The sequence below is a fragment of the Pseudomonas sp. TE4620 genome (genome assembly GCF_056279045.1).
Genome location: NZ_JBWBQO010000001.1, coordinates 2125382 through 2140405 on the forward strand (window position 1 = coordinate 2125382; position 15024 = coordinate 2140405).

General features: G+C 60.8%; 17 protein-coding genes and 1 pseudogene. 10 read left to right on the forward strand and 8 right to left on the reverse strand.

The annotated features are described in order from the left end of the window. Positions 1-10: 10 nt before the first annotated feature. Positions 11-1864 (reverse strand): ABC transporter ATP-binding protein, encoded by a 1854-nt coding sequence (locus ACZ9A3_RS09955; RefSeq protein ID WP_476252482.1) that lies wholly within the window; start codon positions 1862-1864, stop codon positions 11-13. A 105-nt stretch (positions 1865-1969) separates the two neighbouring features. Between ACZ9A3_RS09955 and ACZ9A3_RS09960 the strand changes: the two genes are divergently transcribed. Next, positions 1970-2446: a nuclear transport factor 2 family protein gene (locus tag ACZ9A3_RS09960; protein ID WP_476252483.1), complete on the forward strand. Its 477-nt coding sequence runs from the start codon at positions 1970-1972 to the stop codon at positions 2444-2446. Here ACZ9A3_RS09960 and ACZ9A3_RS09965 read toward each other — a convergent pair. Next, positions 2443-3144 (reverse strand): EthD domain-containing protein, encoded by a 702-nt coding sequence (locus ACZ9A3_RS09965; protein ID WP_476252484.1) that lies wholly within the window; start codon positions 3142-3144, stop codon positions 2443-2445. The two genes, ACZ9A3_RS09960 and ACZ9A3_RS09965, sit on opposite strands and share 4 nt — an antisense overlap. Before the next feature lie 208 nt (positions 3145-3352). On the opposite strand from ACZ9A3_RS09965, the gene ACZ9A3_RS09970 reads away from it, so the two are divergent. From ACZ9A3_RS09970 to sorB, 5 genes and pseudogenes are all read left to right on the forward strand, one after another. Beyond that, entirely contained in the window at positions 3353-3784 is a 432-nt protein-coding gene (locus tag ACZ9A3_RS09970) for a nuclear transport factor 2 family protein (RefSeq protein WP_195884004.1), read from the forward strand. Positions 3785-3889: 105 nt separating this feature from the next. Further along, complete coding sequence (locus ACZ9A3_RS09975) at positions 3890-4411, forward strand: RNA polymerase sigma factor (RefSeq protein WP_476252485.1); 522 nt, start codon at positions 3890-3892, stop codon at positions 4409-4411. Next, a complete protein-coding gene (locus ACZ9A3_RS09980; protein ID WP_476252486.1) occupies positions 4408-5241 on the forward strand; it encodes a FecR family protein in 834 nt (277 codons plus the stop codon). Before ACZ9A3_RS09975 ends, ACZ9A3_RS09980 begins: the two co-directional genes overlap by 4 nt. A 91-nt stretch (positions 5242-5332) precedes the next feature. Beyond that, positions 5333-6637, forward strand: a pseudogene (locus ACZ9A3_RS09985) (TonB-dependent receptor); the annotation flags it as partial. A 91-nt stretch (positions 6638-6728) separates the two neighbouring features. After that, complete coding sequence (gene sorB, locus ACZ9A3_RS09990; RefSeq protein ID WP_476252487.1) at positions 6729-7358, forward strand: SorB family sulfite dehydrogenase c-type cytochrome subunit; 630 nt, start codon at positions 6729-6731, stop codon at positions 7356-7358. A 12-nt stretch (positions 7359-7370) separates the two neighbouring features. Here sorB and ACZ9A3_RS09995 read toward each other — a convergent pair whose 3' ends face one another. After that, positions 7371-7781, reverse strand: coding sequence for a winged helix-turn-helix transcriptional regulator (locus ACZ9A3_RS09995; RefSeq protein ID WP_258597709.1), 411 nt, complete (start codon positions 7779-7781; stop codon positions 7371-7373). A gap of 109 nt (positions 7782-7890) precedes the next feature. On the opposite strand from ACZ9A3_RS09995, the gene ACZ9A3_RS10000 reads away from it, so the two are divergent. Next, the gene (locus ACZ9A3_RS10000; RefSeq protein ID WP_476252488.1) at positions 7891-8892 is read left to right on the forward strand and encodes a zinc-dependent alcohol dehydrogenase family protein; all 1002 of its coding nucleotides are present in this window, start codon (positions 7891-7893) and stop codon (positions 8890-8892) included. 121 nt (positions 8893-9013) lie between these two features. Here ACZ9A3_RS10000 and ACZ9A3_RS10005 read toward each other — a convergent pair whose 3' ends face one another. The 4 genes from ACZ9A3_RS10005 to ACZ9A3_RS10020 are packed head-to-tail and all read right to left on the reverse strand — an operon-like array spanning position 9014 to position 12397. Then, positions 9014-10069, reverse strand: a complete 1056-nt coding sequence (locus ACZ9A3_RS10005) for a FecCD family ABC transporter permease (RefSeq protein WP_476252489.1) — start codon at positions 10067-10069, stop codon at positions 9014-9016. Continuing rightward, complete coding sequence (locus ACZ9A3_RS10010) at positions 10066-11298, reverse strand: ABC transporter substrate-binding protein (RefSeq protein WP_476252490.1); 1233 nt, start codon at positions 11296-11298, stop codon at positions 10066-10068. The genes ACZ9A3_RS10005 and ACZ9A3_RS10010 overlap by 4 nt, the downstream gene beginning before the upstream one ends. After that, positions 11295-12263, reverse strand: coding sequence for an ABC transporter ATP-binding protein (locus tag ACZ9A3_RS10015; protein WP_476252491.1), 969 nt, complete (start codon positions 12261-12263; stop codon positions 11295-11297). The genes ACZ9A3_RS10010 and ACZ9A3_RS10015 overlap by 4 nt, the downstream gene beginning before the upstream one ends. 2 nt (positions 12264-12265) lie before the next feature. Continuing rightward, a complete protein-coding gene (locus ACZ9A3_RS10020) occupies positions 12266-12397 on the reverse strand; it encodes a hypothetical protein (protein ID WP_476252492.1) in 132 nt (43 codons plus the stop codon). A 157-nt stretch (positions 12398-12554) separates the two neighbouring features. Here ACZ9A3_RS10020 and ACZ9A3_RS10025 point away from each other — a divergent pair, with 157 nt between their 5' ends. From ACZ9A3_RS10025 to ACZ9A3_RS10035, 3 genes are read left to right on the forward strand one after another with little or no spacing between them, the layout of a single operon-like run. Next, entirely contained in the window at positions 12555-12860 is a 306-nt protein-coding gene (locus ACZ9A3_RS10025; RefSeq protein ID WP_476252493.1) for a metalloregulator ArsR/SmtB family transcription factor, read from the forward strand. Continuing rightward, positions 12857-13291, forward strand: a complete 435-nt coding sequence (locus tag ACZ9A3_RS10030; protein WP_476252494.1) for a YeeE/YedE family protein — start codon at positions 12857-12859, stop codon at positions 13289-13291. Before ACZ9A3_RS10025 ends, ACZ9A3_RS10030 begins: the two co-directional genes overlap by 4 nt. Before the next feature lie 2 nt (positions 13292-13293). Then, positions 13294-13713, forward strand: coding sequence for a DUF6691 family protein (locus ACZ9A3_RS10035; RefSeq protein ID WP_476252495.1), 420 nt, complete (start codon positions 13294-13296; stop codon positions 13711-13713). A 51-nt stretch (positions 13714-13764) separates the two neighbouring features. On the opposite strand, the gene ACZ9A3_RS10040 is transcribed toward ACZ9A3_RS10035, so the two are convergent. Next, positions 13765-15006, reverse strand: coding sequence for an MgtC/SapB family protein (locus ACZ9A3_RS10040; protein WP_476252496.1), 1242 nt, complete (start codon positions 15004-15006; stop codon positions 13765-13767). Between the last annotated feature and the right edge of the window lie 18 nt (positions 15007-15024).

Sequence of the window (15024 nt, forward strand, 5' to 3'; positions counted from 1 at the left end):
ACTCGGCCAGCTATTCCTCGGCCAGCGCCAGCCCCTGGTCCTCACCCAGAAAGCCGCCACTCTGGTGCTGCCACAGCCGTGCATAGGTGCCGTTGCGCCCGAGCAGTTCGGCGTGGGTGCCTTGCTCGATGATGCGCCCCTCGTCCATGACGATCAGCCGGTCCATCGCCGCGATGGTCGAGAGCCGGTGGGCGATGGCGATGACGGTCTTGCCTTGCATCATTTCGCCGAGGCTTTCCTGGATCGCCACTTCAACTTCCGAGTCCAGCGCGCTGGTGGCCTCGTCGAGCAGCAGGATCGGCGCGTTCTTGAGCATCACCCGGGCGATGGCAATGCGTTGGCGCTGGCCGCCCGAGAGCTTGATACCGCGCTCGCCGACCAGGGTGTCGTAGCCGCTATGGCCCTGCTTGTCGCTCAGCTGGCTGATAAAGCCATCGGCCTGGGCGTGGTAGGCCGCCGCGCGGATTTGCGCATCAGTGGCATCCGGGCGGCCATAGGCGATGTTGTCGCGGATGGAGCGGTGCAGCAGGGAAGTATCCTGGGTGACCATGCCGATGGCGCTGCGCAGGCTGTCCTGGGTGACCTCGGATATGTTCTGGCCGTCGATGCGGATCACCCCCTTGTCGACGTCGTAGAAGCGCAACAGCAGGTTGATCAGCGTCGACTTGCCGGCGCCGGAGCGGCCCACCAGGCCGACCTTTTCGCCGGCGCGGATGTTCAGGTTGAGGCCATCGAGCACCTGGCGCTCGCCGTTGTAGTTGAAACTGACGTTGTCAAAGCTCACCGCGCCGCCGCGGGTCTGCAGCACGCCGGCGTTCGGCGCATCCTGCACCTTGGGGCCGCGGGTGAGGGTGGCCATGCCGTCCTGCACGGTGCCGATGTTCTCGAACAGCGCGGTCATTTGCCACATGATCCAGTGCGACATGCCATTGATGCGCAGGGCCATGGCGGTAATCGCCGCCACCGCGCCGGTGCCGACGTCACCCTGGTGCCACAACCACAGGGCGTAGCCGCCGGCGCCGATGATCAAGGCCACCACCAGCGCCTGGTTGACGATTTCGAACTGGCTGACCAGGCGCATCTGGCGAAAGCCGGTCTGCTTGAAATCTTCCATCGCCGCGCGGGCGAAGTGCGCTTCACGCTTGGAGTGGGAAAACAGCTTGACCGTGGTGATGTTGGTGTAAGCGTCGGAGATACGCCCGGTCATCGAAGAGCGGGCATGGGCCTGCTCCTGCCCGACCTTGCCCAGGCGCGGCACGAAGTACAGCATGGCCAGGCCGAACAACGCCACCCAGGCAATAAAAGGCAGCATCAGCTTGAGGGCGAAGCCACCGGCCAGGGCGATGATGGCGATGAAGTACACGCCGATGCCGGGGATGATCTCGATCAGGGTGAACAGCACTTCGCGCACGGCGAGGGCAGTCTGCATCACCTTGGTGGTCACCCGCCCGGAGAACTCATCGGAAAAGAACGACAGGCTCTGGCGCAACATCAGCCGGTGGAAGTCCCAGCGCAGGCGCAGCGGCAGGTTGATCGCCAGTACCTGGTGCTGGACCATGGTGCGCAGCGCCACCAGGCCGATGCTGGTCAACAGCACGATACCGATGCCCCACAGCACCCGCCGTTCCTCGCCGTCGGTAGCGCCACCGGCCTGCCAGGTCGAGAGCAGGTCGACCACCTGGCCGAGAAAGGCGAACAACCAGGCTTCGTAGATCGACACACTGGCACTGAGCAGCGCGAGCGCAAGCACATAGCCGCGCGCACCACGGGTGCAGGCCCACAGAAAGCGCAACAGGCCTACCGGTGGCGGTGGTACTTCGTCGGGCGGGAAGGGGTCGAGGCGGCGTTCAAAGATCTGCAGCATGGTGGCTTCCGAAAACGTGTAGCCCTGTAGTCTAGCCGGACGATGACGTCAGTGGGCATCGACCTATCCTGTGCCGATGCCTCCCCACCCCCAGGAGTACCACTGATGGCCCTTACTTTGGACGACCTTGTCGAGATCGAGCACATCAAGCAGCTCAAGTACCGTTACTTTCTTGCGGTTGATTGCCATGACTGGACGGCACTGGAGGCCTGCCTTGCCGAAGACCTGACCACCGCCCTGGACGGCGGCAAATACAGCTTCGACATCCGGGCAGCCTTTATTGAAGGGCTCAAGGCGATACTCGACCGGCCGACGTTCCTGTGCAAACACCACGGGCACCATCCGCAGATCGAAATGCTCTCGGCCGACACCGCGCGTGGCAGCTGGTACCTGGAAGATCACGCCATCGACCTTGAGGGCGACTGGATGCTGCACGGCACGGCGCTGTACCAGGATGACTACGTCAAACGTGACGGGCGCTGGTTGATCGTTGCCACAGGCTACCAGCGCCTGTTTGAAACCGTGACCTCACCGATACCTGCACAGTTCAAGGTCACGGCCAACCTGTTTGACCGGCCCTAGAGGCGATATTGACTGGTGGGCAGCACGTCGATCTTGTCGAAATCGATAAAGCGCGCGCAGCTGTCCATCATGATTGCCAGGTTGCGCTGGAACTTTGCCTCGTCGCCGACCGCGTCAAAGAACGCGTGAGGGTCGGTCATCGCCGCCGGCGGGAAGCACTCTTCGACGATGGCGTCGATCGGCGGGGCGCCGTGGGTCAGCACCTGCACCACCAGGTTCTGCACGTACTGAAAGTTGTCCTGGGTGTCGATGGCCACTGCCGTGTGGTGGTTGCGCCAGATGTCCAGCCAGGCCTGCGGGGTCAGGCGAGGAGGGCGGGTCAGCAGGGCGATTTGCGCAAAACCGTAGGTTCGCTCGCCCGGCGCGCAAGCAAAGCGTGTGTTGCCGATGGCTTCCGACTCACACACCAGATAGGCCGCCATACGCGCGGTTGCGGCCATGATCAGCCGGTCGAACGGCTGCCTGGCACTGGCGTTGGCGCTGTCCAGCCACAGCGACAGGCAGGCGTGCGGCAGCGGCCGGTTGTTCTCCTGGCGCAGGCCTGCCGCAGCGTCGACGTCGCTGTCGGCCAGGTTGAGTTGCAGCCTTTGCGCGCCCTGCGCCTGCAGTTGCGCGGCCAGTTCGCAGCGCAGTTGCCGGGCAAAGGTTTCGCGCGGGGTCTGGGTGTCACGCCAGAGCAGGTAGATGACTTTTTCCATGGCGATCAAGGTCCTTCGCAGTTGGTCAATGAGCGGGCGGGGTATCGACCCAAAGCCATGCTGGGGGCAACGCGAAACCACGGAATCCTCCGAACAGACTAGCGCTGGCCCCTGTTCAAACGCTTTGCCACAGCTAGTCCCAACGGACGATCAGCACCCGCCTGCGGCTCGATAGACTCAAGCCACACCCACTTGTGAGGTCAGCCGAATGAGCCTGGAACACCGCATTGCCCGCCTGGAGGCGCTTGACGCCATTCGCCAGCTCAAGCACCGCTATTTCAACGCCTGCGACCTCAAGCAGGTGGAGGTCATCCGCGACTGCTTTGCCGAAGGCGAGATCCTCATCGACTACGGCCCGGTGGGGACGTTTCGCGATCGCGACAGTTTCGTCGCGCTCTATCAGCAACTGGCATGCAACGCGCGGGTGATCGACCTGCATCACGGCGCCAACCCGGAAATACACCTGACCGGTGACGACCAGGCCCAGGGCCGCTGGGCCCTGTACTACTTCAACCTGGATGGCGAGAGCGGCGCCACGCGGCAACTGGGTGGCATTTACCAGGATCGTTACCGGCGCATCGACGGGCAGTGGAAGTTGATCGAGACCTGCTTCAGCGCTCATTCGCGGGTGGAGGGCTAGTCAAGGGCCTGGAGGCGCGAATGCGGTATTTGCTTTAAATGTAAAGTATTCGCATTTATACTGCGCGGCCACGCCTCCCTTGGCATTCCCTTCGCGCAGGTCATCGTGCAGGTCGAGCCCAGCAAACCCACACTCCTGGCAACCTTGGTCCGTCATTATGACGAGCTGGTGGACCATGTGCGCCGACGTTTTGGCGAGCGGGTGTTCGCCCGTGAAGTGGTCCATGACCTGTGCCTGCAGTTGCTGGAAAAGGACGAAAAACAGGACGTGCGCACGCCAGTGGCGTTGTTGCGCAAGATCGCCCACGACATTGCGGTTAGCCGCTACCGTAGCGAGCGCCGTCGCCAGGGCTGGATAATCGGCGTTGATGCCTTGCCTGAGGTCGCCAGTGGCGCCCCAAGCCAGGAGCGCCATCTTGACGCTGAACGCACCCTGGCGCTGCTGACCGATGCGATTGCCAACTTGCCGGCGCGCTGCCAGGCGGTGTTCGTCATGCACAAGCTGCACGAACTGCCGCAAGCGCAAGTGGCCGAACGCCTGGGCATCTCGCTCAAGACCGTAGAAAAACACCTGCGCCTGGGCATGAGTGCGTGCCGCAAACACCTGGCCACGGAGCTGCTGCCATGAGCCGCAAGCCCCAGGACTACCGCGAAGAAGACGAAGCCCTGGCGCGCTTTCGCGAGGAGCTCAAGCAGCGATTCCCGCTGCCGGCGTCTACACCCGCCAAGCGCAAGCGCACCACCGGCAAAACCCTGGGGCTGGTTGGGCTGGCCCTGGCGGCGGGCGCGCTGTGGCTGGACCCTGCGTATCAGACTCAACATATCGCCAGCCAGGTCGGCCAGCGCCAGGCCCTGCAACTGGCCGACGGCAGCCAGGTGCTGCTCGACAGCGACAGCGCGCTGACCATCAGCTGGCACCTGCGCAGCCGCCAGGTCGAGCTGCAACGGGGGCAGGCGCTGTTCCAGGTGTCGCCGAGGGTCTACCGGCCGTTTCTGGTCGATGCCGGCGGGGCAGGGGTGCGGGTGGTCGGCACCCGCTTCAACGTCAACCGCAACGGGCAAGACGTGCAGGTGACCGTGGCCGAAGGCAAGGTCGCGGTGCGCGGGCGTGCCACCGAGGCGGTGACGTTGCTCGAACCTGGCCAGCAACTGCGCGTGCGCGATGGCGTCGCCGTCCCGGTAGCCCGGGTCAGCGCCGATGATGTCACGGCCTGGAAAGACAACCGCCTGGTGTTCGCAAGCACGCCGTTGGCTGAGGTCATCGCCACGCTGCAGCGCTATCACCGCCAGCCGATCAGGCTGATCGACCCGGGCATGGCCCGCTTGCCGGTATCCGGGGTGTTCGACAGCGAGCATGTCGAGCGTCTGCTGGCGCTGTTGCCGGCGATCCTGCCGGTCAGCGTTGCAACCGCAGCCGATGGCGCGGTGCTGATCAACTCCCGCGACACGAAAAAATAATCTGCGCCAGAGGTAGGGTTGCGCGGCGGTGCTGACGGCTATCTCTCTGCAACCTTACTTTGTGGAGCCTAAAAACGTGAGTCAGCCCTTCCTGCGTGCGCCTGTGCGCCTGTCTTTGCTGGCCAGCGGCCTGCTGCTGAGCCAGTGGTCGCTGGCGCAATCGGCACCGGTCGATTTCGATGTGCCCGCCAGCTCGCTGGAAACATCCCTGAACGCCGTTGCCCGCCAATCCTCGGCGCAGATCCTCTTTGCCAGCGACATCACTGCCGGCAAGAGTGCACCTGCGCTGCGCGGGCGCTACACCTTGCAGCAAGCGCTGCAGCGGCTGCTGGGCAAGAGCGGGCTGACCGCCCAGGAGCGTGACGAACATACCTACCTGGTGCTGCCGGCCGCTACTTCGGCTGTTAAAGAAGCGGCCGCCAGCGATTCGGCTGCAGTGGAACTGGCCAGCCTGGAGATCAGCTCGTCGCGCCTGAACAGCGACCTGGTGCCGCAAGCCCGGCAGGTCAATGTCATCGAGCGCGAGCAACTGCAGCAGTTGCGCCAGGGCTCTGATGGCCTGGCCACCCTACTGGCGAAAAGCATCCCCGGCATGGCGGACTCCAGCCGCACCATCACCGACTACGGGCAGACGCTGCGTGGCCGGACAATGCTGGTGCTGGTCGACGGCGTACCGCTGAACACCAACCGCGATTCCTCACGCAACCTGGCCAACATCGACCCGGCGCTGATCGAGCGCATCGAAGTGATTCGTGGCAGCAGCGCCATTTATGGCGCGGGGGCAACCGGCGGGATCATCTCCATCACCACCCGCCCGGCCGGTGGCGAGCCGCGTGCGCAAACCACCCTCAGCGCTGTATCGCCACTGAGCCAACTGGACAGCGACGGCCTCGGCGGGCAGTTGCAGCATCACTTGTCGGGCGCCCAGGGCCAGGTCGATTACGCCCTGGATTTTGGCGCCCGGCACATTGGCGCCTCCTATGACGCCAAAGGCCACCGTATAGCGCCCGAGCCGAGCCAGGGCGACCTGTTTGACTCCAACACCTACAACATCGGCGGCAAGCTGGGCTTGCGCATCGACGATGTGCAGCGCATCCAGCTGTCGGCCAGCCACTACAACGCCGAGCAGAACTCCGACTACACCTCCGACCCTTCGGTTGCCCGCCTGCCGCCTGGCTCGGTAGCGGCCCGGCCGCTGTCGGGGCTGTCGCTGGATGAGCAGAACCAGATCAAGAACACCTTGCTCAACCTTGAATATGCGCACACCGACATCCTCGGCGGCACGCTCAATGCGCAGCTTTACTACCGCGACTACTTCACCCGCTTCACGCCGTTTGATGCGCGGGCGGTGGGCAAGGTCGGTTTGCAGGTACGCGCCACCAGCAACAACGGCGAGCAGCAACCGCGGACACTGCAGTGGAACCCCGCCATCTACCTGAAGAACGACATCGAAAGCACCCCGGTTACCGTGGTCCAGGAGTGAAACAATGAACGCTGGGTTGATTAAACACGTTGCACTGTCAGCATTGTTGCTTGCCTGCGCGGCGCAGGCGAATGCCGCGCCGCTGACCATTGAGTTGCCAGCCGAAACAGTCAAGCTGCGCCCGTCGCAGGCGCCCGGCTACAGCCTGGCGCAGCAGAAGTGCGGGATTTGTCATTCGGCCGACTACATCGAGTACCAGCCGCCGGGTTTCGACCGGGCGCACTGGACAGCGTTGGTCCGCAAGATGAAAGACAGCTACGGCGCGCCAGTGTCGGACACCGATGTGGAGGTGATCGGCGAGTACCTGGCGGGGGCTTATTCAGGTGCGCCGGCAACGGCTATGCAACCGCAGACCAGCGTCTTGCCGGCAACCGACAAGCCGGTCAACGACGTGCAGGTGCTGCTGGACCAGAATGCATGCCTGGCGTGCCATGCCATTGACCACAAAGTGGTCGGCCCGGCCTATCGGGACGTTGCCAAGCGCTATAAAAATGATGGCCAGGCGGTCGCGAAACTCATCGAGCATATCAGCCAGGGCGGCAGTGGCCGCTGGGGGGAAGTACCGATGCCGGCATTTGCGGGGTTGAGTTCGCAGGCGCTTGAGCAGTTGGCCGAGTTTGTTTTGCGCCAGTGAGGTGGTGTGGCTTTAGCTGGCCTCTAAATTGCCGCCGGAAGCCGCCCGATTGGCCTCAATCTCGTCCAGAAGCTCGGCGTTGTCTTCTGCCCACTCATAGAGCGCCATCAGCGGCTCGACAAATCTGTGCCCCACCTCGGTCAGTGAATACTCGACCATGGGCGGCACCACCTGGTGCACCTTGCGCGCGAGCAAACCATCACTCTCCAGCTCGCGCAGGGTCTGGGTAAGCATCTTCTTTGAAATTCCCGGCATCGTGCGCTGGAGCTGGCCTGTGCGCATCGAGCCGAAACTCAGCACATAAATCACCATGGACGACCATTTCGGCGCCAAAAGCGCGTGAATTCGGCGAGGCGGGCATTGCTCACAGACCACCATGGGATTACCGGGATCGCGAACAGTGGGTGTGGTGATGGTTACCATTGGGTGCCTACGTTTCAAAAAAGTGCCTAATCGACAGATGATACCTAAAGGCTCAAGCTAACCCTAATCCCTGGATTACCCACTGTAAACAACCTCTCAGGAGATCAGAATGAACAGCCAGTACACGATGCGAGCCATGGTGCTAGACGACTACGCTAACGGAGCATTGCTGGAGAAAACCGTACAACGCCCGTCGCCACGGGCGGGCGAAGTCCTCGTGCGCATTGCAGCCAGCGGCGTTAACCCCATCGACAACATGATTCGTCTGGGGCTTGCCCCCTACGCCATGCCGGAGTTGCCCGCGATTCTCGGTACCGACCTTGCAGGCGTCGTGGTTGAAACCGGGCCTGAGGTGACGGCCTTCAACGTCGGCGATGAGGTTTACGGACTCACCGGAGGCGTTCGCGGCCTGCAGGGCTCGCTGGCCGAGTATGCTGCGGTCGACGCTGCGCTGCTGGCATTGAAACCGAAGAACCTGAGTATGCGCGAAGCCGCGGCACTTCCGCTGGTATTTTTGACCGCCTGGGAAGGCATGGTCGATCGCGCTGCTGTCCAGCCCGGCCAGCGTGTGCTGGTGCAAGGCGGCGCTGGCGGAGTCGGCCATGTAGCAATCCAGATTGCCGCCGCACACGGCGCTGAGGTGTACGCGACAGCGTCCGCCGGCAAGCAAGCAATCGTCGCATCCTTTGGCGCTACGCCTATTGATTACAACGCCAAAACTGTCGAGCAATACGTTGCGGATTTCACTGAAGGCAAAGGCTTCGACATCGTTTACGACACCGTGGGCGGACAGAGCCTGGACGACTCCCTGGTTGCGGCCAAAGCCTATGGCCATGTCGCCAGTTGTTTTGCTTTCGCCTCCCATAACCTGGCCCCTGGCTCCCTGCGTTGCGTGACGCTGTCAGGCATATTCGTGCTTTTGCCAATGCTCAGCGGGGAAGGGCGCGCGCACCATGGGCAAATCCTGCGGCATGCGACGCGGCTCGCGGAAGAGGGCAAGCTCAAACCGCTGATGGACCCTCACCGTTTTGGCCTGGCCCAAGCCCAAGATGCACTGGTTTTGCAGGGTTCGGGCAAGGCTGTGGGCAAGGTTGTGATCGATATCGAGTAACGTCCTGATGCACCGGGGCGCTCCCGCTGCAAGCAACAACCAGCCATGGAAGGGGCACGTTCTGACCGACGGCAATTGGCCAAACCGATGGTTGTGGCCAGCCCGCTCAGAAGGACGCGGATCAAGGCTTGGTGTGGGGGCGCAGTAATACGTAAAGTGCGATGGGGGCGCCCACCAGGCCGATCACGGCGTTGAGGTGCAACACGTGCCGGCTCCATGGCAGATGCGTCACAAGATCGGCCGCCAACCCTAGCGAGGCGCCCAAGAGCACTGCCGCTGGCATTAACAGCCGGTGATCTGCACTCGGTATGATCCCTCGGGCGACTTGCGCGGCGACCAAGCCAAGAAAAGCCACCGGTCCGCAGTAAGCGGTGACCAGCCCGCAGAGCCATGCAGCGATAAACAGGGCGATCCTGCGAATGCGCTTTACCGGCATACCCATCGACGCCGCATAACGGTCCCCGAGAAGCAGCGCGTTAAGCGGTTTAAACAGCATCCACAGGGCGGCTAAGCCGAGAAGAACCCCGGGTATCAGTAAACGCAGCTGCGCGGCAGTGGCTCCGGCAAAACTTGCGTCATCCCAGGCCTTGAACGCCCGCGCCTGGTTCTCGTCGACAAAGTGCAACAATACACTGATCAAGCCCACAGCCATGTAACCTACCATCAGCCCGCTGATGAGCAGTGTGATGGTGTTGACCCGCCCGGAAATAAACGCCAACAGGCTTAACAGCAAGGTCGATCCTGCGACGGAGGCAAGTGCCAGCCCGACGTCGCCGGCCAAGCCGAGCTTACTTAACAAAGTGTGACCTGCCACACCGGAAAGTGTCACCAAGACAGCGGCGCCCAACCGCGCACTGTGGACGATGCCGAGGACATAAGGGTCTGCCAGAGGGTTGCGAAACAGCGTCTGCAGCAACAATCCAGCCGCCCCCAGAGCTGCTCCGCTGACCAGCGCATTCAAAGCCCGAGGTAGACGAAACTCAAAGAGAATGTTGTGCCAGACACTCTCAATCGGCCCGCCTGCCAGCGCCCCCAGAATCGCTGTGACCGGGATCTCAACGGCCCCGATGGTCAGTTCCGCAATCAGCAAAGTCAGGGTCAGGACTGCCAGCAAAAAGTAGCGGCACCAAGCGGGCAGGCAAGTAAAAGAGGGGTAGGGCTTAAGGTTCGTGGTCATGGCAACTTGCGAATAAATACGTTGGTGGGCAGGGGTGAGGTTGACAGTTGCGGGTGCAGTATCTGAATCAGTTCGGCCAGTAACAGGTGCGGCCGTGTCATGCTCTGATCCTGATAGGGCGATGCCCAGGCACCTGTGTAGCCTTGGTCAAAGGCATACACCCGGCCCTCGCGTGCTGCGCGAAACCAAGCGCTTTGCGGGCTGGTTGCGAGCATTTGCTGCAGCGAGGCATACCCGGGCTTGGCACCTAGCCAGAAGGGGGCGGCGGCGCCTTTCTCGTAGATGTGTTCGAAGCTCACCTGGACCAGGCTTCCATGCTCCCGAGACTGATCAAGGACAAAGTGTCCACCCGCATCGGCAATCAACCGCGCCCGCTGATTAAGCCCACCAAAGACCTCGAAACTGCTACGGCCAGAAGGAAAGCCCACCATGACCAGAGGACGCAGCTGAACATCCTTGGTCAATGCCGCCCGGTTCAGATAGTCGCGTTCAATCGAAGCGAACTGGCGATTGGCTTTAGCTTCGTGGTTCACCAATAAGGCCAGGAACTTCAACCATTCAGCACGGCCAAGAGGATGGCTTTCAAGATGATCGGCCTGAGGCAGAGCCTTCACGCCCACGAGCTGCAACTGCGGATGAATGTTGTATTGCGGGTAGGCGGAGAAGAAGCTCAGATAGACATCTGGTTGAGCCGCCATGATCGGTTCAATATTAGAGTGTGCATTGCCCCACAGCTCCTGGATGTGGCCACTTGCAATCCGTTTACGTACTGATTCCACGGTGGGCGCGCGGATGTTCTCGATACCCACCAGTCGGTCAACGATACCTAGCTCATCCGCCGCTCCCAGCATTGCCGAGTTACCGGTTGCCAGTCGCTGGATGGGGACCTGAACCACCAATGTTGAAGGCGAATGCGCAGGTGTCGGCGTACCACACTGGACTAAAAGAATTTCCAGGGGCTCGCCGGCATTGACGCTGGAGTGAAATCGCAAACGTTTGAAGTTCAGCCCGTACTCTACGGACAACTGATCTGACCAGTTAAAGCGTACGCGCTCCGGAAAGTAGTCGACGCTGGCATGGTAGTCAGCAACACACGCCTGCTGTTGGTTATGTTCGAGTTGCAGGCCGACGTTATGCGCAGGCTGCACACGAGCCAGCGAAGCCTGGCGGCCATCGCATCCTGGAACAAAGATCAACAGCGCAAGCCCGGCGCATAAACGCCGGCTCATGCCAATACCTCCAGCGCCCGAACAAGTTGCTCTAGGCTGCTGAACTGCTGAGTGAGCTCACCGTCATGCAGTCGAAAATTCTTGGGCTCTGCGCTGATGTGCAGGGCGGCGCCCTCAGTCTCCTGATAGCCGATCCTCTGCAAGGCGCGTTGCGTCCATACCCGTGTGATACCAGAGGCATGCAAGCGCACGGGACGCCCCGGCCCGGTCGCAAGGTCCCATTCGCCGCGCTCCAGGTCAAAGTGCAAACCACTGCTGGAGAAGGTTTGAGCAAGCCGGCCATCAAGCACCAGATCCTCTGGGGCACCACAATGCAACTGCTGCGACGGGTCGATCAGCCACAGTAGATCGGCGCAGCGCAGGGCAAGCTCAAGGTCATGGCACGACAATAAAATGGCCAGATCCCGCTCCCGGGCCAGTTGTTGCAGCAGCCTCAGGGTTTCAATGCGCCGAGGCAGATCCAGGAAAGCGGTGATCTCATCGAGGATAAGTACCTTGGGCTGTTGCGCCAAGGCGCGCGCCAACAGTACCTTCTGCCGCTCGCCGTCAGACATGTTTGCTACCGCTTTGGCTGCCAGCCCCGCAGCGCCTGCGTGCTCGAGCGCCTGCGCGACGATGTGCCGATCGTGTTCGTTGAGTCTTCCAGCCCAGCCGACATGGGGGTAACGTCCGAGCGCGGCCAGTTCAAAGCCGTTAAGCACCCCCGGGTCAACCCGATCGGTCAGCACCACGGCCATGCGCCGTGCGCGCTCTGCCGGGGTGAGGGAATAAAGCAACTGGCCATCCAGTTCGATGCGCCCTGAAACAGCCCGCTGCATGGCGCTCAATGTGCGGATCAGGGTTGACTTGCCAGCGCCATTTGCGCCCAGCAGACATACCAGGCGCCCTTTGGGTAAATGCAGGTCCAGAGGGCCGAGCAGGGCTTTTCGGCGGTAGCCGACTTCCAGTGCGTAGCTGCGCAGCATGGCTAAAGCACCGCGCCAAGGGTAACCGTTGCAGTACGCGGCGCCCCCGGATACATCGGCACGAAACTGCCGCCCGAATCGTAGTAACGCTTGTCAAACAGGTTCTGCACATTCAACTGTATGCGGTAACGCATTGCCTGAGACCATCGGCACCAACGTCGCCGGGGCATATCGTCGGAACCTGATCGGTCTTGATGCTTGCAGGTTCTGTATAAATAATTATTATATCATTGTATATAATATATTTAGATGTATCATGTGGGCGAGATTACAGTCATAGAAGGACTGGCGATGGATGTTCAGCAGTTACGCGGCAACGCCGAAGCAGCAGCTCAGTTGCTTAAAACCCTGGGAAATCCAGAGCGACTGCTGTTGCTATGCCAGTTGTCTGAAGGTGAGCGCAGTGTAAGTGAGCTGGAGTCTCTGCTTGGCATTCAGCAGCCCACCTTGTCTCAGCAATTAGGGGTTTTGAGGCGCGAAGATCTGGTGGCGACAAGGCGTGAAGGTAAGCAGATTTTCTATCGCATCGATAGTCCAGCTGCCCTGGCGGTGATTAAAACCTTGTATCAATGGTTCTGTGCGAAGGAGCCGAAATGACTATCGACTGGGTCAATTTCACACCTTGGTCGGCCTTGCTCGGCGGTGCGTTGATCGGGCTTGCCGTGAGCCTGTTTGCACTTGTGAATGGCCGTATTGCCGGTATTAGCGGGCTGCTGGGCAGTTTGCTGCAAAAGAAGGGCGAGGGCAGAGGCGAGAAAGCACTGTTTCTCCTGGGGGTGTTGGTCGCCCCCCTAGTGTGGTGGTTATTTGCGGGTCGGCCGGTCGTACAGTTTCAGACAGACTGGGTAGGGTTGCTTGTGGCCGGTCTGCTGGTTGGCCTGGGAACACGTTACGCGGCAGGTTGCACCAGTGGGCATGGTGTCTGTGGACTTGCGCGACTGTCGCCTCGTTCAATTGTCGCAACACTGTGCTTTATGTGCGCGGGATTTGCAGTTGTATTCGTTAGCCGTCACCTAGCAGGAGTATGAATATGCGATGGGCAATGGCTTTGATCTGCGGTGTGGTGTTTGGCCTTGGCTTGCTGTTGGCGGGCATGGTTAATCCAGCCAAGGTACTCGGCTTTCTGGATCTGGCTGGAAGCTGGGATCCATCGCTTGGGTTGGTAATGGTGAGTGCTATCGGGGTGGCACTTTTGCCCATGCAGTGGAGCAGCAAACAAACACGCTCGATGCTTGGTTTGCCGATGCAAATGCCTCGGATGCGGGCACTAGATCGGCGGTTGGTGGTGGGCAGCCTGGTATTTGGTGTCGGTTGGGGTATTGCCGGTATCTGCCCGGGGCCTGCACTCGCCCTGGTGTTAAGTGGCCACTGGCAAATACTAGTATTCGTACTTGCAATGTTGGTGGGAATGGCGCTCTTCAGCCTGCTGGAAAGCTGGCGTGCTCGTTAAAGATCCACGAGTGCCATCGTGTCTCAGCCTTGAGAGAAGGGGGCGGATCCTTTACTGGAGCAGCAATCCAGCCCACATTGAAGTAATGATCGCCAACTGACCGACTATGACATAAGCGGCAAATTTTGCGCCCCCGCTGATCCAGGCTAGAACACATTTGGTAAGTGTATTGCTGCTCATTGCGGTCAGCGCGGGCACCGCAATGTCGGCCATTGATAGTTGCCCGGACTTTACTACCGACGCGATAGATGCTGCCGTTGCGTGAGCATCAGCCAGGCCGCTAAATGCCGACGCAATCAGTACACCATTGTGTCCAAAGGCATGCAGCAGTGCCGAGGACAGCAACGTGATGCCCGTTACGGCCACAGTCACAATGAGGGCGACCTTGAGATTGAAAGCACTGTCGCCGACTTGGGTTGCGGCGTGCACAAGCGCAGGGTTCCATGGGGCGAGGAGCAGCGAACCATATGCCACTGTTGTGAACGCAGCCAGCAAAATAGAAGCCCATAATTCCCCCAAAAAAGCCGGATCGACTGTACCCAGCACCAGACCCAACATCGCGATAGTTGCTAGGTTAGAGAATATCGCTGCGGCGCTGAACGCTTTGACAGACGACTGTTCGCTCCGGGCCAGATGTCCCATCAGAGCGATGGTCGCCGAGCCTGAAGCAAACCCTGATGCGATGGCACTGAGGGTATAGCCATATCGCTTGCCCACCACACGTAAGGCAATATGACCCAATGCCCCAGCCCCCATCAGCAGTACGGTCAGGGTACAGATTGTGCGGGGATTGATAGCACCAAAGGGGCCGACGAAACGATCGGGTGCCAAAGGTAGAATGACCAACACGGCAATCAGCAGTACCAACCCATCGCGGACTTCGCTTTCAGTCAATTGATTGCGGACAAAACGATGCAGTTCTTGCCTGAATGCGAGGACAACCGTAAGCACGACCCCGACGGCGACAGCCAGTTCGGGCTGGTCATAACTCAGGGCGCCGAGTAGCAAGACGAAAAGCAGAGCAATTTCACTGGTGATGCCTGGATCCTTGCCAGAGTGTTTCCAGTAGGCGACTGCAACGATGATTGCCAGGGCAATACTCATGATGGCGACCAACATCGCACCCGCGACGGCCATGCATACGTAACCCAGTACAGACGTGATGGCAAAGGTTCTAAGTCCGGCAAATGCGCGATGTTCCCCGGTACCTTTTTTGCGTTCACGCTCCAGGCCTACGAGCATACCTATACCCAAGGCAGCAGCGAGATGTGTAATGTCCAGGGTTTCAAGCATGAGAGCCGCATCGATGTG

What these genes read in the sequence shown, in the direction of transcription:
- ACZ9A3_RS10025 (WP_476252493.1), top strand. Translation starts at nt 12,555, where the DNA reads ATGGATGTTCAGCAGTTACGCGGCAACGCCGAAGCAGCAGCTCAGTTG.
- ACZ9A3_RS10040 (WP_476252496.1), bottom strand. Translation starts at nt 15,006, where the DNA reads ATGCTTGAAACCCTGGACATTACACATCTCGCTGCTGCCTTGGGTATA.
- ACZ9A3_RS09965 (WP_476252484.1), bottom strand. Translation starts at nt 3,144, where the DNA reads ATGGAAAAAGTCATCTACCTGCTCTGGCGTGACACCCAGACCCCGCGC.
- ACZ9A3_RS10005 (WP_476252489.1), bottom strand. Translation starts at nt 10,069, where the DNA reads ATGACCACGAACCTTAAGCCCTACCCCTCTTTTACTTGCCTGCCCGCT.
- ACZ9A3_RS10030 (WP_476252494.1), top strand. Translation starts at nt 12,857, where the DNA reads ATGACTATCGACTGGGTCAATTTCACACCTTGGTCGGCCTTGCTCGGC.
- ACZ9A3_RS09955 (WP_476252482.1), bottom strand. Translation starts at nt 1,864, where the DNA reads ATGCTGCAGATCTTTGAACGCCGCCTCGACCCCTTCCCGCCCGACGAA.
- ACZ9A3_RS10010 (WP_476252490.1), bottom strand. Translation starts at nt 11,298, where the DNA reads ATGAGCCGGCGTTTATGCGCCGGGCTTGCGCTGTTGATCTTTGTTCCA.
- ACZ9A3_RS09980 (WP_476252486.1), top strand. Translation starts at nt 4,408, where the DNA reads ATGAGCCGCAAGCCCCAGGACTACCGCGAAGAAGACGAAGCCCTGGCG.
- ACZ9A3_RS09960 (WP_476252483.1), top strand. Translation starts at nt 1,970, where the DNA reads ATGGCCCTTACTTTGGACGACCTTGTCGAGATCGAGCACATCAAGCAG.
- ACZ9A3_RS09995 (WP_258597709.1), bottom strand. Translation starts at nt 7,781, where the DNA reads ATGGTAACCATCACCACACCCACTGTTCGCGATCCCGGTAATCCCATG.
- ACZ9A3_RS10000 (WP_476252488.1), top strand. Translation starts at nt 7,891, where the DNA reads ATGAACAGCCAGTACACGATGCGAGCCATGGTGCTAGACGACTACGCT.
- sorB (WP_476252487.1), top strand. Translation starts at nt 6,729, where the DNA reads ATGAACGCTGGGTTGATTAAACACGTTGCACTGTCAGCATTGTTGCTT.
- ACZ9A3_RS09970 (WP_195884004.1), top strand. Translation starts at nt 3,353, where the DNA reads ATGAGCCTGGAACACCGCATTGCCCGCCTGGAGGCGCTTGACGCCATT.
- ACZ9A3_RS10015 (WP_476252491.1), bottom strand. Translation starts at nt 12,263, where the DNA reads ATGCTGCGCAGCTACGCACTGGAAGTCGGCTACCGCCGAAAAGCCCTG.
- ACZ9A3_RS10035 (WP_476252495.1), top strand. Translation starts at nt 13,294, where the DNA reads ATGCGATGGGCAATGGCTTTGATCTGCGGTGTGGTGTTTGGCCTTGGC.
- ACZ9A3_RS10020 (WP_476252492.1), bottom strand. Translation starts at nt 12,397, where the DNA reads ATGCGTTACCGCATACAGTTGAATGTGCAGAACCTGTTTGACAAGCGT.